The organism is Saccharopolyspora rosea (genome assembly GCF_025643595.1).
Taxonomy (GTDB): domain Bacteria; phylum Actinomycetota; class Actinomycetes; order Mycobacteriales; family Pseudonocardiaceae; genus Saccharopolyspora; species Saccharopolyspora rosea.
Map to the genome: position 1 here is coordinate 429950 of NZ_CP102826.1, position 21797 is coordinate 451746.

At 71.1% G+C, this 21797-nt stretch carries 20 protein-coding genes and 1 tRNA gene; 12 read left to right on the plus strand and 9 right to left on the minus strand.

The genetic code is table 11. The annotated features are described in order from the left end of the window. The first annotated feature begins 35 nt into the window (after positions 1-35). The 3 genes from groL to NV263_RS02085 all read left to right on the plus strand — a co-directional run bounded on the left by groL (position 36) and on the right by NV263_RS02085 (position 4528). The gene (groL, locus tag NV263_RS02075; protein WP_263250647.1) at positions 36-1667 is read left to right on the plus strand and encodes a chaperonin GroEL; all 1632 of its coding nucleotides are present in this window, start codon (positions 36-38) and stop codon (positions 1665-1667) included. 120 nt (positions 1668-1787) lie between these two features. Then, positions 1788-2462, plus strand: coding sequence for a copper homeostasis protein CutC (locus tag NV263_RS02080; RefSeq protein ID WP_263250648.1), 675 nt, complete (start codon positions 1788-1790; stop codon positions 2460-2462). Positions 2463-2515: 53 nt separating this feature from the next. Further along, positions 2516-4528 carry a beta-N-acetylhexosaminidase family protein gene (locus NV263_RS02085; RefSeq protein WP_263250649.1) on the plus strand — a complete coding sequence of 671 codons (2013 nt, stop codon included), beginning with the start codon at positions 2516-2518 and terminating at the stop codon, positions 4526-4528. A gap of 4 nt (positions 4529-4532) precedes the next feature. Here the strand turns inward: NV263_RS02085 and NV263_RS02090 are convergent, their stop codons facing one another. Both NV263_RS02090 and NV263_RS02095 read right to left on the minus strand, forming a co-directional pair. Further along, complete coding sequence (locus NV263_RS02090) at positions 4533-4751, minus strand: PspC domain-containing protein (RefSeq protein ID WP_263250650.1); 219 nt, start codon at positions 4749-4751, stop codon at positions 4533-4535. 89 nt (positions 4752-4840) lie between these two features. Beyond that, the gene (locus NV263_RS02095) at positions 4841-5398 is read right to left on the minus strand and encodes a suppressor of fused domain protein (RefSeq protein ID WP_263250651.1); all 558 of its coding nucleotides are present in this window, start codon (positions 5396-5398) and stop codon (positions 4841-4843) included. 96 nt (positions 5399-5494) lie between these two features. Between NV263_RS02095 and NV263_RS02100 the strand changes: the two genes are divergently transcribed. From NV263_RS02100 to NV263_RS02130, 7 genes are all read left to right on the plus strand, one after another. Continuing rightward, on the plus strand, positions 5495-6376 hold the full coding sequence (locus tag NV263_RS02100; protein WP_263250652.1) for an AAA family ATPase: 882 nt from the start codon (positions 5495-5497) through the stop codon (positions 6374-6376). A 13-nt stretch (positions 6377-6389) separates the two neighbouring features. Next, positions 6390-7520: a vWA domain-containing protein gene (locus NV263_RS02105; RefSeq protein WP_263250653.1), complete on the plus strand. Its 1131-nt coding sequence runs from the start codon at positions 6390-6392 to the stop codon at positions 7518-7520. Continuing rightward, positions 7513-8631, plus strand: a complete 1119-nt coding sequence (locus NV263_RS02110) for an XdhC family protein (protein WP_263250654.1) — start codon at positions 7513-7515, stop codon at positions 8629-8631. The genes NV263_RS02105 and NV263_RS02110 overlap by 8 nt, the downstream gene beginning before the upstream one ends. A 147-nt stretch (positions 8632-8778) precedes the next feature. Next, positions 8779-9339 carry a (2Fe-2S)-binding protein gene (locus tag NV263_RS02115; RefSeq protein ID WP_263250655.1) on the plus strand — a complete coding sequence of 187 codons (561 nt, stop codon included), beginning with the start codon at positions 8779-8781 and terminating at the stop codon, positions 9337-9339. Then, positions 9336-11810, plus strand: coding sequence for a xanthine dehydrogenase family protein molybdopterin-binding subunit (locus NV263_RS02120; RefSeq protein ID WP_263250656.1), 2475 nt, complete (start codon positions 9336-9338; stop codon positions 11808-11810). The genes NV263_RS02115 and NV263_RS02120 overlap by 4 nt, the downstream gene beginning before the upstream one ends. Then, entirely contained in the window at positions 11807-12661 is an 855-nt protein-coding gene (locus NV263_RS02125) for an FAD binding domain-containing protein (RefSeq protein ID WP_263250657.1), read from the plus strand. Before NV263_RS02120 ends, NV263_RS02125 begins: the two co-directional genes overlap by 4 nt. Before the next feature lie 161 nt (positions 12662-12822). Then, positions 12823-13665 carry an SRPBCC family protein gene (locus NV263_RS02130; protein ID WP_263250658.1) on the plus strand — a complete coding sequence of 281 codons (843 nt, stop codon included), beginning with the start codon at positions 12823-12825 and terminating at the stop codon, positions 13663-13665. A 137-nt stretch (positions 13666-13802) separates the two neighbouring features. Here NV263_RS02130 and NV263_RS02135 read toward each other — a convergent pair whose 3' ends face one another. The 3 genes from NV263_RS02135 to NV263_RS02145 all read right to left on the minus strand — a co-directional run bounded on the left by NV263_RS02135 (position 13803) and on the right by NV263_RS02145 (position 17351). Next, positions 13803-14798: an o-succinylbenzoate synthase gene (locus NV263_RS02135; RefSeq protein WP_263250659.1), complete on the minus strand. Its 996-nt coding sequence runs from the start codon at positions 14796-14798 to the stop codon at positions 13803-13805. Positions 14799-14958: 160 nt separating this feature from the next. Continuing rightward, positions 14959-15552, minus strand: a complete 594-nt coding sequence (locus NV263_RS02140) for a suppressor of fused domain protein (protein ID WP_263250660.1) — start codon at positions 15550-15552, stop codon at positions 14959-14961. 152 nt (positions 15553-15704) lie between these two features. Next, the gene (locus NV263_RS02145) at positions 15705-17351 is read right to left on the minus strand and encodes a DNA repair helicase XPB (protein ID WP_263250661.1); all 1647 of its coding nucleotides are present in this window, start codon (positions 17349-17351) and stop codon (positions 15705-15707) included. Between the two features lie 121 nt (positions 17352-17472). Here NV263_RS02145 and NV263_RS02150 point away from each other — a divergent pair, with 121 nt between their 5' ends. Then, a complete protein-coding gene (locus NV263_RS02150) occupies positions 17473-19038 on the plus strand; it encodes a recombinase family protein (RefSeq protein ID WP_263250663.1) in 1566 nt (521 codons plus the stop codon). A gap of 836 nt (positions 19039-19874) precedes the next feature. Beyond that, positions 19875-19956: transfer RNA gene (locus NV263_RS02155), tRNA-OTHER, on the plus strand. 92 nt (positions 19957-20048) lie between these two features. Here NV263_RS02155 and NV263_RS02160 read toward each other — a convergent pair. From NV263_RS02160 to NV263_RS02175, 4 genes are all read right to left on the minus strand, one after another. Beyond that, positions 20049-20411 (minus strand): hypothetical protein, encoded by a 363-nt coding sequence (locus NV263_RS02160; RefSeq protein WP_263250664.1) that lies wholly within the window; start codon positions 20409-20411, stop codon positions 20049-20051. A gap of 82 nt (positions 20412-20493) precedes the next feature. Next, complete coding sequence (locus NV263_RS02165) at positions 20494-20679, minus strand: hypothetical protein (RefSeq protein WP_263250666.1); 186 nt, start codon at positions 20677-20679, stop codon at positions 20494-20496. A 62-nt stretch (positions 20680-20741) separates the two neighbouring features. Continuing rightward, positions 20742-21095 carry a hypothetical protein gene (locus tag NV263_RS02170; protein WP_263250667.1) on the minus strand — a complete coding sequence of 118 codons (354 nt, stop codon included), beginning with the start codon at positions 21093-21095 and terminating at the stop codon, positions 20742-20744. A 201-nt stretch (positions 21096-21296) separates the two neighbouring features. Further along, positions 21297-21593 (minus strand): hypothetical protein, encoded by a 297-nt coding sequence (locus tag NV263_RS02175; protein ID WP_263250669.1) that lies wholly within the window; start codon positions 21591-21593, stop codon positions 21297-21299. Positions 21594-21797 lie beyond the last annotated feature (204 nt).

The window sequence follows — 21797 nt, forward strand, 5'->3', positions numbered from 1 at the left end:
TCCGCGGCGTCCGACAGGTGGAGGACCACACCGCAATGGCCAAGATGATCGCGTTCGACGAGGACGCCCGCCGCGGTCTTGAGCGCGGCATGAACACCCTCGCCGACGCCGTCAAGGTGACGCTCGGCCCGAAGGGCCGGAACGTCGTGCTCGAAAAGAAGTGGGGCGCGCCGACCATCACCAACGACGGCGTCTCCATCGCCAAGGAGATCGAGCTCGAAGACCCGTGGGAGAAGATCGGGGCCGAGCTGGTCAAGGAGGTCGCGAAGAAGACCGACGACGTCGCGGGTGACGGCACCACCACCGCCACCGTTCTGGCCCAGGCGCTGGTGCGCGAGGGGCTGCGCAACGTCGCCGCCGGCGCCAGCCCGATCGCCCTGAAGCGGGGCATCGAGAAGGCCACCGAGGCGATCGCCGAGCAGCTGCTCAAGAACGCCAAGGAGATCGAGACCAAGGACCAGATCGCCGCCACCGCCGCCATCTCCGCCGGCGACCGCCAGATCGGTGAGCTGATCGCCGAGGCGATGGACAAGGTCGGCAAGGAAGGCGTCATCACCGTCGAGGAGAGCAACACCTTCGGGCTCGAACTGGAGCTCACCGAGGGCATGCGCTTCGACAAGGGCTACATCTCGCCGTACTTCGTGACCGACTCGGAGCGGATGGAGGCGTCGCTGGACGACCCGTACATCCTGCTGCTGAGCTCGAAGATCTCCAACGTCAAGGACCTGCTCCCGCTGCTGGAGAAGGTCATGCAGGCCAACAAGCCGCTGCTGATCATCGCCGAGGACGTCGAGGGCGAGGCGCTGGCCACCCTGGTCGTCAACAAGATCCGCGGCACCTTCAAGTCCGTCGCCGTCAAGGCTCCGGGCTTCGGCGACCGCCGCAAGGCGATGCTGCAGGACATGGCCATCCTGACCGGCGGCCAGGTCATCAGCGAGGAGGTCGGCCTCAAGCTGGAGAACGCCGACCTGAACCTGCTGGGCAAGGCCCGCAAGGTCGTCGTCACCAAGGACGAGACCACCATCGTCGAGGGTGCCGGTGACGACGAGCAGATCTCCGGCCGGGTCAACGAGATCCGCGCCGAGATCGAGCGCTCCGACTCCGACTACGACCGCGAGAAGCTGCAGGAGCGGCTGGCCAAGCTGGCCGGCGGCGTGGCCGTCATCAAGGCCGGTGCGGCGACCGAGGTCGAGCTCAAGGAGCGCAAGCACCGCATCGAGGACGCGGTCCGCAACGCCAAGGCCGCCGTCGAGGAGGGCATCGTCGCCGGTGGTGGCGTCGCCCTGCTGCAGGCCGCCCAGACCGCCTTCGACGGCCTCAAGCTGGAGGGCGACGAGGCGACCGGCGCCAACAGCGTGAAGCTGGCCGTCGAGGCCCCGCTGAAGCAGATCGCGATCAACGCCGGCCTGGAGGGTGGCGTCGTCGCGGAGAAGGTCAAGGGCCTGACCGCGGGCCACGGCTTGAACGCCGCGACCGGCGAGTACGAGGACCTGCTGGCCGCGGGCGTTCTCGACCCGACCAAGGTCACCCGCTCGGCGCTGCAGAACGCCGCCTCCATCGCCGCGCTGTTCCTGACCACCGAGGCCGTGGTCGCGGACAAGCCGGAGAAGGAGAAGGCCGGTGCCGGCGCCGACCCGACCGGCGGCATGGGCGGCATGGACTTCTGATCCGTTCCGCCGACCTGCCAGGGTCCAGGCTGCGAAGGGCCGTCCCCGCACGGGGGCGGCCCTTCGGCTTGCCCGGGCTGCCTCCCGGACCTGCCGGTGGGCTGTGAGTACGGTGCGGGTATGAGTGCTCTGCTGGAAGTGATCGTCGTCGACGCGGCCGACGCGGTCGCCGCGCAGGAGGGCGGGGCGGACCGGCTGGAACTCGTCCGCGACCGCCGGGCCGACGGGCTCACGCCCGACCCGGCCACCGTCCGCAGCGTGCTCGCCGCGACCGACCTGCCGGTGCGGGTCATGATCCGCGACGACACCGGGTTCGCCGCGGGCGACGTCGACGGCCTGCGCCGCAGCGCCGCGCGGGTGCGCGAGGCCGGGGCGCGCGAGTTCGTGCTCGGCTTCCTGGACGACCACGGGCAGGTCGACGTCGGGGCGACCCGCGACGTGACCGCCGAGCTGCGCGGCTGCCCCTGGACCTTCCACCGCGCCGTGGACCACGCCGCGCAGTACCGGATGGCGTGGAACCACGCGGTGTCGCTCGGACCCGACGCGGTGCTCACCGCGGGCGGTCCCGACGGCGTCGACGAGGGCCTGGGCGCCCTCCGGGAGATCGCCGGGCAGCAGGACATCGAGGAAGTGACACTGCTGGTCGGAGGCGGTCTGCGCGCCGAACACGTCCCCGACCTGCGCGAGGCGGGGGTGTTCGCGTTCCACGTCGGCTCCGCCGTCCGGGCCGGGAGCGGGACCGGTCCGGTGCTGGCCGACGAGGTCCGCGCCTGGCGTTCGCTGGTCGACGCCTGATCCCGCGACGGCGTGTGATCTCCTGGAACGGTGGATGCGAGGAGGCGCGGGGCATGATCGTCCGAAGGGCCAGGCGCAGCGCGGCGGTGGTGGCGCTGCTCGGTGTCGTGCTGGTGGGTTGCAGCAACACGCCGCCGGCGCCCGCTCCGCCGGCTCCGCCCAGCGGCACCGAGTCGCCGAGCCTGCCCGGTTCCGGGCTGCCGCGGGTGACGCCGCAGCCGCAGCAGATGACGCGGCTCGGTGACGACGTCCACGTGCACGGCAAGGTCGAGGTGGTCGTCGACCCGCTGGTCGACCAGCAGACCAGGGACCTCGCCGTCCAGGTGCTGCGGATGGCCGGGGCGGGCGACGTCGTGGTCCGCGAACCCGGCCCGCCGACCGTGGACGTGTCGATGCGGGTGCGCATCGGCGACCGGGTCTCGCCGACGGTCGTCAAGGGCCTGCAGGACGTGCACCTGGACGCTCCCGCGCCGATGCCGCCGGAGGGCTACGCGCTGGCCGCGCACGCCGGTGGCGACCCGGCGGTGTTCATCGGCGCTTCGGACGCCGCGGGCGCCTACTACGGGGTGCAGACGCTGCGACAGCTCGCCTCGCCCGGCCGGATCGCCGGGGTCGGCATCGTCGACCACCCGTCGATGCCGCTGCGCGGCACCATCGAGGGCTTCTACGGACCCCCGTGGACCCACCAGGACCGGATGGACCAGCTGGCGTTCTACGGCGACGTCAAGATGAACACCTACATCTACGCGCCGAAGGACGACCCCTACCACCGCGAGCGGTGGCGCGAGCCCTACCCGCCGGACAAGCTGGCCCAGGTCCAGGAACTGATCCGGCAGGCCGGCGCGCACCACGTGAAGTTCACCTTCGCGCTCTCGCCGGGCAATTCGATCTGCTACAGCAACCCGGCCGATTTCCAGGCGCTGGAGGCGAAGCTCCAGGCCATGTACGACTCCGGGGTGCGCGACTTCTCCGTGCCGCTGGACGACATCTCCTACACCCGGTGGAACTGCGACCAGGACCAGGCCGCCTACGGGGCGCCGTCGGAGGGCGCCGCCGGGCGCGCGCAGGCCGACCTGCTCAACCGGGTGCAGCGGGAGTTCGTGGCCACCCACCCGGGCGTCTCGCCGCTGCTGACGGTGTCCACCGAGTACTCCGATGTGGACGACTCGGCGTACAAGTCGGCGATCCGGTCCGCTTTGGACCCCCAGGTGCAGGTGATGTGGACCGGGGACGGGGTGATCCCCAAGCAGATCACCGTCTCCGACGCGCAGCAGGCCCAGAAGGTGTGGGGCCGCAAGCCGGTGCTGTGGGACAACTACCCGGTCAACGACTTCGACAAGTCCGTCGGCCGCATCCTGCTCGGCCCGTACGAGAAGCGGGAGCGCGGCCTGAGCGAGCAGGTCGGCGGCGACGTGGTGAACCCGATGAACCAGGCCGCGGCCAGCAAGGTCGTCGAGCTCGGTGCCGCCGATTTCGCCTGGAACGACGAGGGGTTCGACCCGCAGCGGGCGTGGCGCGCCGCCGCCGACTACCTCGCCGGGCAGCGCTCCGCGGGCGGCCGCCCGGCGCTGACCGCCGATCCGCAGACCGCCGACGCGCTCATGGTGTTCTTCGACCTGGAGCACATGGCGCCGCTGGCGAGCGGGCGTCCGTGGCTGCCCCCGGCGCCCGAGCTGGCGCGGCGGCTGGACGACTTCCGCACCGCGTGGCAGCGCGGTGACCGCGCGGGAGCGGTGCGCGACCTGCGCGGCTACGCGGAGGCGGTGCGCAGCGCCCCGGACCGCATCCGGGCGGGCGCACCGGCGGACTTCGTCTCCGACGCCGGACCGTGGCTGGACGCCACCTCGCTCTGGGGCGGCGCGCTCGTGGCCACTGTGGACGGTTTGCAGGCCAGGGCGGACGGTGCCGAGGCCAAGGCGTCCGACCGGTTCGCCGAGGCCGGTCGGCTGGCCGCGCAGGCCGGGCAGATCCGCACGGTGCCCGGTCGCAGCCGCCCGCAGGGCCCGGTGAAGGTCGCCGACGGGGTGCTCGACGTGTTCGTCCAGCAGGCCCCGACGATGCGCTGAGCCCTCACTCCTCGGGCACGAGGAGCCAGCACACCAGGTAGATCAGGATCCCGGTGCCGAAGCCGAGCAGCGTCGCGGTGACCAGGACGACCCGCACGATCGTCGGGTCGACGCCCAGTGCGCTGCCCGCTCCGCTGCAGATCCCGGCGATCATCGAGTCGTGCCTGCGGCGGCGGAACCGCCGTGCGGCGCCGCCGTCGGCGGGGATGTCGTTGTCGACCATGCCCCCAGCCTCCGCCCCGGCCGCGCCGGAGACCTCCGGGCTGAACCCGGAGCGGACCCGGAACCGTCCCCGATGTCGCGCCCGGGCGGTCAGGCGGCGGTGGGGCGGTGGATGTCGAGGAGGTCGAACGCCCGCTGCTCCCAGCGGTCGTAGAGCGCGTCGCGGCCGTGGCGCGCCACCAGCTGCGCCTCGCCGCGGCTGATCGGGACGAGCGTGATCAGCTGGAGCACCGGTGTGCCGTCGTCGGCCAGCAGCACGTCGAACTCGTCGCCGAGGTAGGGGTGCGGGGCGGCCAGGGCGCCTGCCACCTCCGTGCCCGGCAGCAGCACCCGGTCGTTCATGATCAGCGCGCCGTAGCCGACGCGGCTGTCGGACTCGGTGAGCAGTTCCGCGACCACGCCGGTGAGGTGCTTGGCGTAGTGCTCCTGGTCGGCGCGCAGGGTGCACACGAGTTCCTGCGGCAGCGGGGCCCCGGCGGTCTTGTCCCGCAGGCCGCTGGTCAGCACCGAGACGTGCGCGCCGTCGTGGTGGTCGCAGTAGACGAGGTGGTACCCGCGGACCCGGCCACCGGTCTCGCGGCCGTCCGCGCCCCGGACCCGGCCGATGTGCTTCTCGACGTGCTCGGGGAACCGAGCGAACCGGCTCATGCGCACCTCCTGCTCGCTGCCCGCGGTGATCCTACGGGGGCCCCGACCAAGATCGGATGATCGGCTCCCGGGGGTCCGGTGGCATACGCTCGGCGCATGGCGGTGGAAGACGCGTTCGACATGAAGTCCCCGGACGAGGTGGCGGCGGCGCTGGACCGGACCGGCTACCTGCCCGACGACGGCATCGCCACGGCGGCGTTCCTGGCGATGCGGATGCGACGCCCGCTGTTGTGCGAGGGCGAACCCGGCACCGGCAAGACGGCGCTGGCGCACGCGCTGGCCGCGGTGCTCGGCGTGGAGCTGATCCGGTTGCAGTGCCACGAGGGCATCGACGCCGCGCAGGCGCTCTACGACTGGGACTTCCCGCGCCAGCTGCTCCACCTGCGCACCCTGGAGGCGGCGTCCGGTGGCCAGCTCGACGTCGAGTCCGCGGAGTCCTCGCTGTACACGCCGCGGTTCCTGCTCGCCCGACCGCTGTTGCGCGCGTTGCAGGACGCGCCGTGCGTGCTGCTGGTCGACGAGATCGACCGGGCCGACGACGAGTTCGAGGCGTTCCTGCTGGAGGTGCTGTCGGAATACTCGGTGACCATCCCGGAGTTCGGAGTGGTGAAGGCGTCGGAGCCGCCGATCGTGGTGCTGACGTCGAACCGGACGCGGGAGGTGCACGACGCGCTCAAGCGGCGCTGCCTCTACCACTGGCTGGAGCACCCGGACCTGGCGCGCGAGGTGGCGATCCTGCGGCGGCGGCTGCCCGGGTTGGACGGGCGGCTGGCCGAGCAGGTGGCCGCCGCGGTGCAGCGGATGCGGCGGATGGAGCTGCTCAAGCCGCCCGGAGTGGCCGAGGCGCTGGACTGGGCGCAGGCGCTGCTCGCGCTGGACCGGGCGGAACTGGACACCGAGGTCGCGGCGACGACGCTCGGCGCGGTGCTGAAGTACCGCGAGGACGCCGACCGGGTGCGCGCGGCCGGGGTGCTGTAGAGGGGAGAACGCGATGGACGGGACCATCACCGGTCTGGTCGGGTTCGCCCGCGCCCTGCGGCATTCCGGCATGAGCTGCGGTCCCGCCCGCGTCCAGGCGTTCCTGACCGCCGCCGAGCAGGTCGGTCTCGACGACCACGACGGCCTGTACTGGGCCGGGCGGCTCACGCTCTGCTCCGACCCGGACGACCTGCCGCGCTACGACGCGGCCTTCGCCTGCTGGTTCGGCGGCGCCGCGATGCCCGGACCCCCCGAGGGGCGCCCGCTGCCGCGCCCGGCCCGGATCGCCGCGCTCACCGCCGCCGACGGCGAGGGCGAGGACGAGGCGGACGAGCCGCTCGCCGCCGCGGCCAGCGACGCGGAGGTGCTGCGCCGCCGCGACCTCGCGGAACTCGGCGAGCAGGAGCGCGAACACCTGCGCCGGATGCTCGCGGTGCTGCGCCCGGACCCGCCGTCGCGCCCCGCGCTGCGGCACCGCCCCAGCAGGCGCGGTGCGCTGCACCCGCGCGCGACCATGCGGGAACTGCTGCGCTCCGGCGGCGAGCCGGTGCGGCTGCCGCGCCGCCGCCGGTCCCGGCGCCCCCGGCGGGTGGTGCTGCTGGTCGACGTCTCCGGCTCGATGAGCCCGTACGCCGACGCGCTGCTGCGCTTCGCGCACGTCGTGGTGCGGCGTTCCCCGGCGAGCACCGAGGTCTTCACGCTGGGTACCCGCATGACGCGGGTCAGCAGGCAACTGCGGCAACGCGACCCGGACCGCGCGCTGGCGGCGGCGTCGCGGGCGGTGCCGGACTTCTCCGGTGGCACGCGGCTCGGCGAGACGCTGCGGGCGTTCCTGGACCGGTGGGGGCAGCGCGGCATCGCACGCGGATCGGTCGTCGTGCTGTTCTCCGACGGCTGGGAGCGCGGCGACTCGTCGGTGCTCGCCGAGCAGATGCGCCGCCTGCGGCGGTTGGCGCGCGGAGTGATCTGGGCGAACCCGCACGCCGGGCACGAGGGCTACCGGCCGGTGCAGTCCGGGATCGTGGCCGCGATGCCGCACGTGGACCGGCTGGTCGCCGGGCACACCCTGCGGTCGCTGGAAGACGTGTGGTCCTGGGTGCGGCGGCTGGCGCAGCCGGGCGAGGAGGAGGTGCGCTGTGCGTGACGTGCTGGACGAGCTGACCAAGCGCTGGGAGTCCGGGGAGAAGGTCGGCATGGGGACGGTGGTCGCCACGTTCCGCTCGGCGCCGCGGCCACCGGGCGCGGCGATGCTGGTCACCGCCGACGGCGAGGCGGTCGGCAGCGTCTCCGGCGGATGCGTCGAGTCAGCGGTGTACCAGGAGGCCACCGAGGTCCTGGAGGGCGACGAGCCGCGGCTGCGGCGCTACGGCGTCAGCGACGACGACGCGTTCGCCGTCGGACTGACCTGCGGCGGCATCCTCGACGTGTTCGTCGAGCGGGTGGACCGCGAGACGTTCCCGGAACTCGACGCGGTCGCCGAGTCGGTGCGCGCCGAGGAACCGGTGGCGGTGGTGACCGTCGTCGAGCACCCCGACGAGTCGCGGATCGGCGGGCACCTGCTGGTGTGGCGCGACCGGACCAGCGGCGGGCTGGGCTCGCGGCGGCTGGACGACGCGGTGGTCGACGACGCGCGCGGCATGCTCGCCAGCGGGCGCAGCGGGGTCATCGAGTACGGCCCGGAGGGGCAGCGGCGCGGCGAGGGGCTGCGGGTGTTCGTCAACTCCTTCGAGCCGCCGCCGCGGATGCTGGTGTTCGGCGCGATCGACTTCGCCGCCGCGATGGCGCGGATGGGCGCGTTCCTCGGCTACCGCGTCACGGTGTGCGACGCGCGGCCGGTGTTCGCCACGCACAGCCGGTTCCCCGGGGTGGACGACGTGGTCGTGGACTGGCCGCACCGCTACCTGGCCGCCGAGGCCGAGGCGGGGCGGCTGGACGAGCGGACCGCCGTCATGGTGCTCACCCACGACCCGAAGTTCGACGTGCCGGTGCTGGAGGTGGCGCTGCGGCAGGGCCTCGGCTACGTCGGCGCGATGGGATCGCGCCGCACCCACGACGACCGGGTGCGGCGGCTGCGGGAGCAGGGGCTCACCGAGGAGGAACTGGCGAAGCTGGCCTCGCCGATCGGCCTGGACCTCGGCGCGCGCACCCCGGAGGAGACCGCGGTGTCCATCGCCGCCGAGCTCATCGCGCTGCGCTGGGGCGGTCGCGGCGTGCGGCTCTCGGAGATCGCGGGGCCGATCCACCATCACCCGTGAGCGCTCTTGCCCACGCCCGTTCGGCGTAGCAGGCTCTGGTGGGGTGACGCACGTCACCCGTGCGGAGCAACTCGCTCCCGAACGTCCGCGCACCGGGGGCCGATTCCGGCGACGGTGCGGGTGTCCGCAAGACACCGAGGAGGCCCAATGCCGCGCATCACCGTCCACGTAGACGGCACGTCCTACACCGATGACGTCGAACCACGCATGCTCCTCGTGCAGTACCTCCGAGAACGGCTGGGCAAGGTCGGCACCGTCGTCGGGTGCGACACCAGCAACTGCGGGGCCTGCACCGTCCACCTCGACGGCCAGAGCGTGAAGTCGTGCTCCGTGCTGGCCGTGCAGGCCGACGGGCACGACGTCACCACGATCGAAGGTCTCGCCCGCGACGGTCGGCTGCACCCGGTGCAGCAGGCGTTCCACGACAACCACGCGCTCCAGTGCGGGTTCTGCACCCCCGGGATGATCATGCAGGCGCTCGACCTCCTCGCCGAGGAGGCGGACCCGGACGAGCAGCGGATCCGCGAGGGCATGGAGGGCAACCTCTGCCGCTGCACCGGGTACCAGAACATCGTGCGCGCGGTGCGCGACGCCGCGCACCGCATGCAGCCGGGCGCCGGACCGGCCGCGGAGCACACCGAGGACACCCCGGCGCCGCGCACGCCCGCCGACCAGCGCACCGAGGTGACGGGAGGCCGCCAGTCATGACATCCGTGCTGGAACCGGAACTGGGGCGCGCCCGCCGGCGCAAGGAGGACGCGCGGCTGATCACCGGCCGCACCCGCTGGACCGACAACATGGCGCTGCCGGGCATGCTGCACCTGGCGTTCCTGCGCAGCCCCGTCGCGCACGCCCGGATCACCTCCATCGACACCGAGCAGGCCCGCCGGATGCCCGGTGTGCAGGCGGTGCTCACCGGCCGCGACGTCGCCGACGAGCAGGGCAGCCTGCCGTGCGCGTGGCCGATCACCGAGGACATGAAGTCACCGGCGGCGCCGTCGCTGGCCGTCGACGAGGTCCGCTTCGCCGGGGAGGCGGTGGCCGTGGTGGCGGCGCGCAGCGCTGCCGAGGCGCGGGACGCGCTGGACGTCATCGACGTCGACTACGAGGACCTGCCGGTGGTGCTGGACATGGAGTCCGCGCTGCGCGAGGACTCCCCGCTGGTGCACCGGGAGCTCGGCACCAACCGCAACGCCACCTGGACCTTCGACTCCGCGCAGGCGGGCACCGGCGGTGACGTCGAGCAGGCGCTGGCCGATGCCGAGGTGCGCGTCGACCGGACCTTCCGGCAGCAGCGGCTGATCCCGGCGTTCATGGAGCCCCGCTCGGTGCTGGTCGACCCGACCGGCGAGCAGATCACCATGTGGTCGGCGACCCAGGTGCCGCACATCCTGCGGCTGATGCTGGCCACGACCCTGGGCGTGCCCGAGCAGAAGATCCGCGTCATCGCCCCGGACGTCGGCGGCGGGTTCGGCGGCAAGTTGCAGGTCACGCCCGAGGAGGTGCTGACCTTCCTGCTGGCCCGGCGGCTCGGTCGGCCGGTGAAGTGGACCGAGACCCGCTCGGAGACGATGGTCTCCGCGCACCACGGCCGGGACCAGGTGCAGAAGCTGTCGATGGCCGCGCGGCGGGACGGCACGATCACCGGGCTCAAGGTCGAACTGCTCGCCGACATGGGTGCCTACCTGCGGCTGGTCACGCCAGGCGTGCCGATCCTGGGCGCGTTCATGTTCAACGCGATCTACAAGATCCCGGCGTACCACTTCAGCTGCACCAACGTGTTCACCGACAAGACGCCCACCGACGCCTACCGGGGCGCCGGGCGTCCGGAGGCGACGTTCGCGATCGAGCGGATGATGGACGAGCTCGCCGCCGAAATCGGCATGGACCCGATGGAGGTGCGGCGGAAGAACTGGATCGCGCACGAGGAGTTCCCCTACGACACCGTTTCCGGGCTCACCTACGACTCCGGGAACTACGAGGCGGCGACCGACCGGGCGATGGAGCTGTTCGGCTACGACCAGCTCCGCGAGGAGCAGGCCGAGCGGCGCCGCCGCGGCGACCCGGTGCAGCTGGGCATCGGGATCTCCACGTTCACCGAGATGTGCGGTCTGGCGCCGTCCCGGGTGCTGGGTTCGCTGTCGTACGGCGCGGGCGGCTGGGAGCACGCCGCCGTCCGCGTGCTGCCGACCGGCAAGGTCGAGGTCGTCACCGGCACGTCGCCGCACGGGCAGGGGCACGTGACGTCGTGGAGCCAGATCGTCGCCGACCGGCTCGGGGTGCCGTTCGAGGACGTCGAGATCATCCACGGCGACACGCAGAGCTCGCCGCGCGGGCTGGACACCTACGGGTCGCGGTCGCTGGCGGTGGGTGGCATGGCCGTGGTCAGCGCGGCCGACCGGGTCGTCGAGAAGGCCCGGCGGATCGCCGCCCACCTGCTCGAATGCTCCGAGGACGACCTGGAGTTCACCGGCGGTCGGTTCGGCGTGCGCGGCACCGACCGGGGCACCGCGCTCGGCGAGATCGCGCTCGCCGCGTTCGCCGCGCACGACCTGCCCGAGGGCGTGGAGCCCAACCTGGACGCGGAGGCCACCTTCGACCCGGAGAACTTCTCGTTCCCGCACGGCACGCACCTGTGCGCGACCGAAGTGGACACCGAGACCGGGCAGGTGCGGATCCGCCGGTACGTCTGCGTCGACGACGTCGGCACCGTGGTCAACCCGCTGATCGTGGAGGGCCAAGTGCACGGCGGACTCGCCCAGGGCATCGCGCAGGCGCTGTTCGAGGAGGCGGTGCACGACGAGAGCGGCACCCTCACCACCGCGACGCTGGCCGACTACCTGGTCCCGTCCGCGGCCGACCTGCCCGAGTTCGTCACCGACCGCACCGAGACCCGCGCGACGTCGAACCCGTTGGGCGTCAAGGGGGTCGGTGAGGCGGGCACCATCGCGTCCACGCCCGCCGTGGTGAACGCGGTCGTCGACGCCATCCGCCACTTCGGCGTCGACGACGTCGAGATGCCGTGCTCGCCGCAGCGCGTGTGGCGGGCGATCACCGGTGCTCGGGAAAGCGGTGTCACGGCACCGGAATCCGGCGGCGGCCTCGGTTCGGTCCGGCCTTCGTCCCCGGGCACCGCCGCCGAAGGCCGCAGTGACGACACCCCGGGAGGTGCGCGGTGATCCCCGCCCAGTTCGACTACATCGCACCGTCCACTGTGGAGGAAGCGGTGGCGGCGCTGCACGAGGCGGGCGAGGACGCCAAGGTCCTCGCCGGCGGCCAGAGCCTGCTGCCGGTGCTGCGGATGCGGCTCGCCGACCCGAGCGTCGTCATCGACCTCGGCGGGGTCGCCGCGTTGCGCGGCGTCCGCGAGGAGGGCGGATCGCTGGTCATCGGGGCCATGACGACCCATCACGAGGTCATGCGGGACCCGCTCGTCCGCGACCACGCCGAGTTGATCGCGCTGGCCACCCGCACCGTCGCCGACCCGCAGGTGCGCCACCGCGGCACCTTCGGCGGTTCGCTGGCGCACGCCGACCCGGCCGGCGACCTGCTCGCCCCGGCGCTCGCGCTCGACGCGGAGATGGTGCTGGCCGGGCCGTCCGGGCGGCGCACCGTGCCCGCCGCCGACTTCTTCGTCGACATCTTCACCACCGCCCTGGAAGCCGACGAGATCCTCGTCGAGGTGCGGATGCCGAAGTGGACCGGTTGGCGCGCGCACTACGAGAAGTTCAACCGGGTCGCCCAGGCGTGGTCGATCGTCGGCGTCGCCGCCGCACTGCGGGTCGAGGACGACCGGATCGCCGAAGCCCGCATCGCCCTGACCAACATGGGTCCCACGCCGGTGCGCGCGACCGGGGTGGAACAGGCGCTGGTCGGCCAGGCGGCCACCGCCGAGACGGTCCGGGCCGCTGCTCGGCACGCGACCGAGGGCACCAGCCCGGCGGCCGACGCCAGCGCCGACGTCGACTACCGCGAACACCTCGCCCGGGTGCTCACCGGTCGCGCGGTGCTGGCCGCGGTCGGCGAGTAGCGGCCGATCGAGCGGTCCCGGCCGGAACCTCCCGCCGGGACCGCTCGGTTGATCCGATCGGGGTATCGGGTTGCCCGGATGGCTGGGAAGCTGGTGGTGAATGCTTCCGACACGCGGCCCTGCGGGCAGGGCCGAGCCCGGTCGAACCAGGAGGACACCCCGTGCAGATGCAGCACCACTTCACCGTTCCGGCGCCGGTCGACGTGGCGTGGCGGGCGCTGCTCGACCCGGAGCGGGTCGCACCGTGCATGCCCGGCGCCACGCTCACCAAGGCCGAGGGCAACGAGTTCGCCGGCTCGGTCAAGGTCAAGCTGGGTCCGGTCACCCTGCTCTACAAGGGAACCGGCACGTTCAAGGAAGTCGACGAGGCCGGGCGGCGCGTGGTGATCGACGCCAGCGGCAAGGACTCCCGCGGCAACGGCACCGCCTCGGCCAGCGTGACCGCGACCCTGCAGCCCGAAGGTGAGAGCACCGCGGTCACCGTCGACACCGACCTCAAGGTCACCGGCAAACCCGCGCAGCTCGGCCGGGGCCTGATCTCCGAGGTCGGCGGCAAGATCCTGAACCAGTTCGCGACCTGCCTCGCCGAGAAGCTCCAGGGCGGGGAGGAGGCCCCGGCGGCGTCCGGCGCGGCGGCCGAGTCCGGCGCGGCGTCGGCGGCGGCCGAACCCGCCGCGGAGTCCGGAGCGGCCGGTTCGGTCGGCAACGGCAAGCCCGCCGAAACCGCCGCCGCGGCCGCCGCGTCCGGTCCCCGCACCGGGGGCAAGCCGAGCTGGCGGGTCACCCCGCCGCAGCAGGAGAGCGGCTGGTCGAGCGCGGCGGAGGAGCGGCCCGCGCAGCGCGCCGACGCCGTGGTCACCGGTGGCTCGATGCCCTCCGACGAGGCCATCGACCTCCTCGGCACCGCGGGCACCCCGGTCCTCAAGCGCCTCGCCCCGGTGGCCGTCGCCGCCGCGGTGGTCTTCTTCGTCCTGCGCCGCCTCCGCCGTCGGCGTCGCGCCTGACGTGAATGCCCGCCGGGCCTCTTCGGTTCCGAGACCGCTCCCGGGAAGGGGGAGCGGCTCCGGTGGTCGAGCGACGGGCGGGCCGCTGAGGTTCCGCTGCCTGCACCGCCACCCAAAACGAGTTCGAAGACGGGCTCTCAGCGGGTGGTGAGCAGGGCGTGGACCCGGTGCAGGCGGTCCAGCCAGCGGCGCTGCACCTCCGCGGGCGGGGTCGCCGCCGTGACCAGGGCGGGGTCCGGCTGCGGGGGGCGGCGCAGCACCGGCAGGTGGCCGTCGACCGGCACCAGCGAGTCGGCGACCACGTCGCCCTCCAGGAGCTGCACCGTGCCGAGGCCGCAGGCGAACGGCAGCTCCGGCAGCGCCCCGGCCAGGGCCAGCTGGGCGGCCAAGCCCACGCTGCTCTCCACCGCTGACGAGACCACGCACGGCAGCCCGCACGCCTCGGCGACGCGCAGCGCCCGGTGCACGCCGCCCAGCGGCGTGGCCTTGATGACCGCGACGTCCGCGGCGTCGGCGACGGCGACGCGCATCGGGTCCTCGGCGCGGCGGATCGACTCGTCGGCCGCGATGCGCACGTCGACGCGGCGGCGGACGGCGGCCAGGTCGTCAACCGTCGGGCACGGCTGCTCGGCGTACTCCAACCCGCCCGCGGCGCGGTCCAGTTCGCGGATGCGGGCGACCGCGGTGTCGACGTCCCACGCCGCGTTGGCGTCCACCCGGACCGCGCCGCCCGGGCCCAGCGCGTCGCGCACGGCGGCGACCCGCTCGACGTCCTCGCCCGGGGCCTGACCGGGCTCGGCGACCTTCACCTTCGCGGTGCGGCAGCCGGACGAGGACACGATCGCCCGCGCCCGCTCCGCGTCGACCGCCGGGACCGTGCAGTTGACCGGGATGCTCTCGCGCACCGGTTCCGGCCACGGACGGGCGCACGCCTCCAGGGCGGCCCGCAGCCACGGCACGGACGCGGCGTCGTCGTAATCCTCGAAGGGGCAGAACTCGCCCCACCCGGCGGGACCGCCGAGCAGCACGCCGTAGCGGACCGTGATCCCGCGGAACCTGCTGCGCATCGGCAGGCCGTACACCCGGACCGCGTCCAGGTCCGACAGGCCGATCTCCACCCCGGTCGCATCCATGGTCCGATCCTTTCAACCCGGCGTCACAACGGCGTGCCCAGGGGACGCGGGCGTGGTTCGGGCATGACGCCCGCCCGTCACCCGACCACCGCCCCCCCATGGAGGCGCTTCGCGCCGCGGTGCCCGCCCGTCACCCGACCACCACCCCCGGTCCGGTAGGTCAGGCGACGCTGGGGCGGCCGAGGTCGAAGACGTCGACCTCGAAGCGGGACCACTCCTGGCGCAGCGCGGTCACCCCGTGGTCGAGGATGAAGTTGAGCTCGCCGAGGGTCACCGGCAGCAGGGTGAACACCTGGAGCTGCTCGATCCCGTCCGGATCCGTGAACCTGGTGAACTCCGGCGGGAACAGCGGGTGGCCGCTGGCGAGCACGCCGTGGAACTCGGTGCCCGGCAGCAGCGGTTCCTCGTTCGGCACGATCTGGTCGGGCACCAGGTGCGTGCGCTGCCGGACGAGCAGTTCCGAGGTGAGGTCCACCAGGTGCCGGGCGGCTTCGGCCTGTTCCTTGTAGACGGTGCACGCCAGTTCCTGAGCTGGTTCGGCACCGAGCGGCTGGAAGCGCAGGCCGGTGCTGATGACCGTGCTCAGGTGGTACTGCTCGCAGTAGAAGAACACCAGGCCGTACCCGCGGTTGTCACCGCGGATGTTCGGCGGCTCCGCGCCGGTCGGTTTCCCGGCGTGGCGTTCCAGGCTCTCCGCGAGTCCCTTGAACCGGTGCGCGCCCCCCATTGCGGCGCGTTCCTGGTCGGTGGTCATCCGATCTCCAGTGTCGTGCGGGACACCCGCGCCCGGTCGGTGGCCGAGTACCTCCGACGGGCAGCGTGGTCGTTCGAAACGTTAACCGCTTCAAACCCGAGAGCGGACACTTTCGGGCGACAGCTGAAAAGGTGCGTCGCCGAGGGTATCGGTCAGCCCGCGTCGGGGATCGCCGGGCCGAGCAGATCGTCGGAGTCGACGATCCGGTAGGCGTAGCCCTGCTCGGCCAGGAACCGCTGGCGGTGCGCCGCGTAGTCGGTGTCCAGGGTGTCCCGGGACACCACCGAGTAGAAGTGGGCCTGCCGCCGCTCGGCCTTCGGGCGCAGCAACCGCCCGAGCCGCTGCGCCTCCTCCTGGCGGGAGCCGAAGGTGCCCGAGACCTGCACCGCCACCGACGCCTCGGGCAGGTCGATGGAGAAGTTCGCGACCTTCGACACCACGAGCCGGTTGATCTCGCCCCGCCGGAAGGAGTCGAACAGCGCCTCGCGCTCCTTGTTCTTCGTGGACCCCTCGACGATCGGGGCGTCCAGCGCCTCGCCGAGTTCGTGCAGCTGCTCCAGGTACGCGCCGATGATCAGCGCGGGCTCGCCCGGGTGCTGGTCCAGGATCGCCTTGACCACGGGTGCCTTGGTGCGGGCCGTGGAGCACACCTTGTAGCGCTCCTCGGCGTCGGACGTGGCGTACTCCAGGCGTTCGCTGTCGGTCAGCGTGACCCGCACCTCGACGCACTCGGCCGGCGCGATCCAGCCCTGCGACTCGATGTCCTTCCACGGCGCGTCGTAGCGCTTGGGGCCGATCAGCGAGAAGACGTCGCCCTCCCGGCCGTCCTCGCGCACCAGCGTCGCGGTGAGGCCGAGGCGGCGGCGGGACTGCAGGTCGGCGGTCATCCGGAACACCGGCGCGGGCAGCAAGTGCACCTCGTCGTAGACGACGAGGCCCCAGTCGCGGGAGTCGAACAGCTCCAGGTGCTTGTACTCGCCCTTCGACTTGCGGGTGATCACCTGGTAGGTCGCGATGGTGACCGGCCGGATCTCCTTCTTCTCCCCGGAGTACTCGCCGATCTCGTCCTCGGTCAGCGAGGTGCGCTCGACGAGCTCGCGCTTCCACTGGCGCCCGGCGACGGTGTTGGTGACCAGGATCAACGTGGTCGCCTGGGCCTCGGCCATGGCCGCCGCACCGACCAGCGTCTTGCCCGCGCCGCAGGGCAGCACGACGACGCCCGAACCACCCGCCCAGAACGCCTGGACCGCCTGCTTCTGGTACTCGCGCAGCTGCCAGCCGTCCTCGTGCAGCGAGATCGGGTGCGCCTCGCCGTCGACGTAGCCGGCCAAGTCCTCGGCGGGCCAGCCGATCTTGAGCAGCAGCTGCTTGAGCCGACCGCGCTCGCTCGGGTGCACCACGACGGTGTCGTCGTCGATGCGGGCGCCGAGCATCGGCATGATCTTCTTGTTCCGCAGCACCTCCTCCAGCACCGCCCGGTCCAGCGAGACCAGCACCAGGCCGTGCGCCGGGTGGTTGGTCAGCTGGAGGCGGCCGAAGCGCCCCATCGTCTCGACGATGTCGACCAGCAGCGCCTGCGGCACCGGGTAGCGGGAGTGCCGCACCAGCCCGTCGACCACCTGTTCCGCGTCGTGCCCGGCGGCGCGCGCGTTCCACAGCGCCAGCGGCGTGATGCGGTAGGTGTGCACGTGCTCGGGGGCGCGTTCCAGCTCGGCGAACGGTGCGATGGAGGTGCGCGCCTCGTCGGCCTGGTCGTGGTCGACTTCGAGCAGCAGCGTCTTGTCTGACTGGACGATCAAGCAGGACACACATACCTCCAACAGATAGGTTCGTAACGTGACCCACGAGGCTGCTCCCGAGTCCGCTACACCCGCCCCGCCCAAGGCTATGCCTCGTGCGCAAAGGCGGAAGGGAACACCAGTGACCACTGGGCCGGGGATGCGCGCGGCCATCTACGTCCGGCTGTCACGGGACACCGACGAGAGTACGTCGCCCGAGCGTCAGCGGGCGGCGTGTGAGGCCTTGTGTGATGCACGTGGCTGGGAGGTTGTTGCTGTCGAGGAAGACATCGATGTGAGTGGGTTCTCCCGAGGCTTGGAGCGTCCCGGGCTCCAGCGGATCTTGGCTCGACTGGCCGACCTAGATGTGGTTGTGTTCTTCAAGATCGACAGGCTTGCGCGGTCGACCGTCGACTTCGCCGAGATCATGAAAATCGCTGAGACTCAGTCGGTCGCGCTGGCATCCGCGCAGGAGCCTCTAGACCTCACCTCTTCGATGGGGCGTGCGATGGCTCGGGTCATCGCTGTGTTCGCTGAACTGGAGTCGGACACCATCGGCTCACGAGTGGCCAATGCGCACGAGCACCTACGTCGCGAAGGGCGTTGGACAGGAGGGCGTGTGCCGTACGGCTACCGGGCTGTTCCGAACCCAAACGGCGCCGGGCGCGTGCTGGAGGTCAACCCTGACGAAGAGAAGGTCATTCACGAGATCGTTGACCGGGTCCTGGCGAAGGAATCGCTCATGAAGATCGCCACGGATCTGACCAGAGCCGGAGTGGCGGCGCCTGGACACCACTCGCGCCAACCCAACGGCAAGCGGAGCGATTCGGAGCGGTGGTACACGACTACGCTACGGAGTTTGCTGACAAACCCACAGTTGCTCGGCTACGTCATCGAAGACGGTAAACCGATCTTGCGGACAGACGGACTGCCGTTGGTTACACGTCCTCCCATCCTGGACATGCGTACCTGGCACGCGCTTCAGGACGAGTTGTCGCGACGGGCTGACCGCAGCGAGCGGCGACGGGTCGGGACGTCGTTATTGCGCGGTGTCTTGTTCTGCTCGGTCTGTGGTGGGCGCATGTACACCTATGTGGCGGGTGGCCGTACTCGGTACCGCTGCATTGGCCGTCTTAAGCAGCGGCAGGCCGGCCAGGCCGTTGGGTGCTACGGACCGAGCGTTGCGGGAAAGGCCCTTGAAGAGCACGTCGTTTCGGAATTCCTCCGTGGCAACGGTCACTTGCCCGTGGTGAAGATCGAGATGCGCGCGGCCGAGGACTTCACGCCACAGATCAGGCAGGCTGAGGAAGCTTTGAAGGACCTAGAGGCTGACCGGTACGAGCGCGGGCTCTTCAAAGGCGAGGACGGTGCTCAACGGTACGCGGCGCAGTATGCCAAGCTGGAAGAGCGACTGTCTTCCCTTAAGGCGATGCAGAGTGACGCGGTTCCCGGTGGCGTTGAAGAGATACCCACGGGGAAGACGTACGCCGAGCTGTGGGAGGAATCAGATACCGCGGGTAAACGTGACCTACTGTTGAACGCTGGGACGTTCGTTGAGGTAGCGCCAGCTCAACGCCCCGGGAAGAAGCTCGACACGTCACGTGTGTCGGTCTACTTCGGAGTCGAAGGCTCCATCCGCCGCGCTGAAGCAGAAGGTAAAGACCCTGACTCCGTTATTACCGGCGCTGATCGAGCTGACCTCAGTTAGCACCTCTCGGATAAGTGCTCAAGATGACGACCCGGTATGACGGGATCGAGCTGCCTGAAACAGCCCCGCCACATTCGGAACTCCAGCTGCGGCGGCAGCGGGGGTGTAGGCCATTCCGGCTGGAGGGTGTTGCGGCGGGGTGTAACACCGCGCCAGGGCTGTTACGGGTGTCCGGGGCCGTACGCTGGGCTGTTACGCCTGTTACGGTTGTTACGCCGTCTGGGGATCGCCCCAGGGGCGGGCGGAGTTCGGCGAACCGGACATCCGTAATCGCGGCGGTCGGCGGGTCCTTTAGTTATTCTTCTTCTTCTATCTATTACTATTCTAATAGTAGATAGAAGAGATCCCTCGCCGCCTGTTCTGGACCGTAACTACGGTAACAAGCATAACAGTACAGGTCGAAGAAGTAGATGCCCGTAACACCCCTCGGGGGTTGTTACGGTGCCCTGCTCCTGGTGCTTTACACCATAGACCCGACTACGAACTAGTGTTGTAGATCACACTCAGATCTGTGCCCATTTCAGCTTTTCAGCACCCATTACTAGGGCGAGGGCGCGTCTGGTGTATCTCCGCCCGCGCCGGGGTTGACCCGTCCGCTTGCTCGACGTCCCCCGGCCCGCCCGCTGCCGCGTCGTCCCGTAAAGGCACCACGCCGCCGTCTTGCCCGCGTGGTCGGTCGATGGCGCGGCCTCTCTCGTTGCCGCCTGGCCTCTGCTGGAGGGCGCACACCCGAATCCGGCATGCCTGGCGGCTGGCACCGTGGCCGCGTGGTGCGAGGGCCCGTCGGGGAGCGGGTGGAAACGGGGCGGCCCGGGGCGTGTGCGCGCCGCCGGGCTGGTCGTGTCGGCTAACGGCAAGCCGCCCGCCTGCGGACGCGTGGGAGTGCGGGTAATCCCGGTTCGAATCCGGGCGCGACCACTGTGGACATATGGGAGGGTTGTCGACGTTCCGAGATGGGCGCGGGGCGACGAGACGGCGATCGACTTCGCACCGCCTCGTCGCGATTGGAGCTAGCCGTACAGCACCTCTCCAAACGCCGCAATTTGGATGACTCGGTCTGCCATGTCCGAGTCGAAATCGACATCATCGGCGCCGTTGAAGCAGAGGCGCTGGCACTCCTTGAGCGTTCGGCTGTCCTCGCCGAGCACTGCCTTGCCTTCAGTGCCTGCAAGGGTCGCGATCGTTGCCCACAGCTTTTGGTGGGTGATCCGGTATTCGCCCCCAGGCTCTTCTTCCGCGCCTGAGTCCTCGAACGTCAGAACCCAGCCAGAATCCGGGGTATCCGAGATATCGACTTTCCCATACCACGGATACGAGAGCGCTCCGCTCCCGAGAAAGATGTCATCCAATTCGCTCGGCAAAGCCTTGTTCATTTCGTTCCCCGTCCTTCCTTAGGTTGATCTTTCAGTGTCCGGTCTTGGCGTGCGTTGCCGCCGGGCTGGGTGATGGGCCGCGTCAGCGGCTCTCGTCCTCGGGAGCGGCCGTGTCGATCAGAGTTCGTCGATAGGCCGCCAGTGTGTCGGCCAGCAGCTCGGAGGCGGCTCGCCGAGCGATCGGGTCGGTGTCTGTGCCGCGGTGAGCGCACCAGCCGCCATTGGCTGACTGGACCCGCAGCCTCGCGGTGGTCTGCTGATCGTCCACGAGGGCACGCTAGCGGTCGGGGCGTAGCTCGATGGGGTCGAGCGCCACCGTCCGTGCAGCGGCTACGCGAGCCGAAGATCGGCGTCCGCAGCCACGTCGACGACCTCGGCGCCGGGATGCCGTGCCGCGAGGTCGTCGACCGTCTCGCGGTGGCCTCGCTCGGCGTCGTCGAGGCTGGGATACCGGCGGAGGACTCGGCACCGATCATTGGCGGGGAAGAGCGCCGTTTCGAAGATGTGGGCGGGTTCGCGCGGATCGAGGACGTGCCCCAGCCAGATCGTCCCGACGGTGTGCACGTTCCCGTTCTCGCGGATTTGGCTCTTGCCGACGTAGCGGTAGTCCAGGTCGGCGAAAAGATCGGCCCACGTCATCAGGTCGATCGATGTCCCGAACTTGTCCCAGTATCCCGTTTCCACGTCTGCGAAGCGTAGCCGTTGCACCGGCTGTGAAGGGCCGGGACGAGAAAAGCTGCCTGGTTGCAGGGGCGTCCACGCGCCTGATCATCGCGTGTCCTCTGCCCAGGCTGTCAGCACGCGGAGCGCCGCGACCTTGACCGGCGCGGTGCTCCGCGAGGAGTGCGGTGTGGGTGCACACCGGCCGCGAGTACGGCGACCTCGTCACGCGCCGGAAACCGGCCGGAGGAATCGGTTCGAGACCGGCCACTCCGCATCCACGTCATGTCGTGACAACTGAATACGGCACACACGTACGTCACTGGAGGTGGTTTCCATGGCCGAGGACAGCGACAGCACGAAGCGCACGAGTTCGTCGGACTCCGGCTCGGACTCGCGTTCGGACTCGTCCTCCGGGTCGAGTAGCAGGCGGTCCGGCAGCGGTTCGAAGACGCGACGTAGCGACTCGGACTCGAAGCAGAGCGGATCTCGCAGGAAGCGCAGCGGCGACAGCGACTCCAAGCGGAATCGCGACTCGGACTCGGATCGGAAGGACACCAGCGACCGGGGCTCGGACTCGTCGAGCCGTGACGGCAGCGACGATTCCGACTCCGACCGCTCGTCCCGGCGCTCCAGCTCGGACGACGACTAACCTCGTTCACACCGTGGATCTCTCGGCGGTCCAGGCCGGAGGTGTACGGCCCAGCAGTCCGGGTCTTCGCCCGC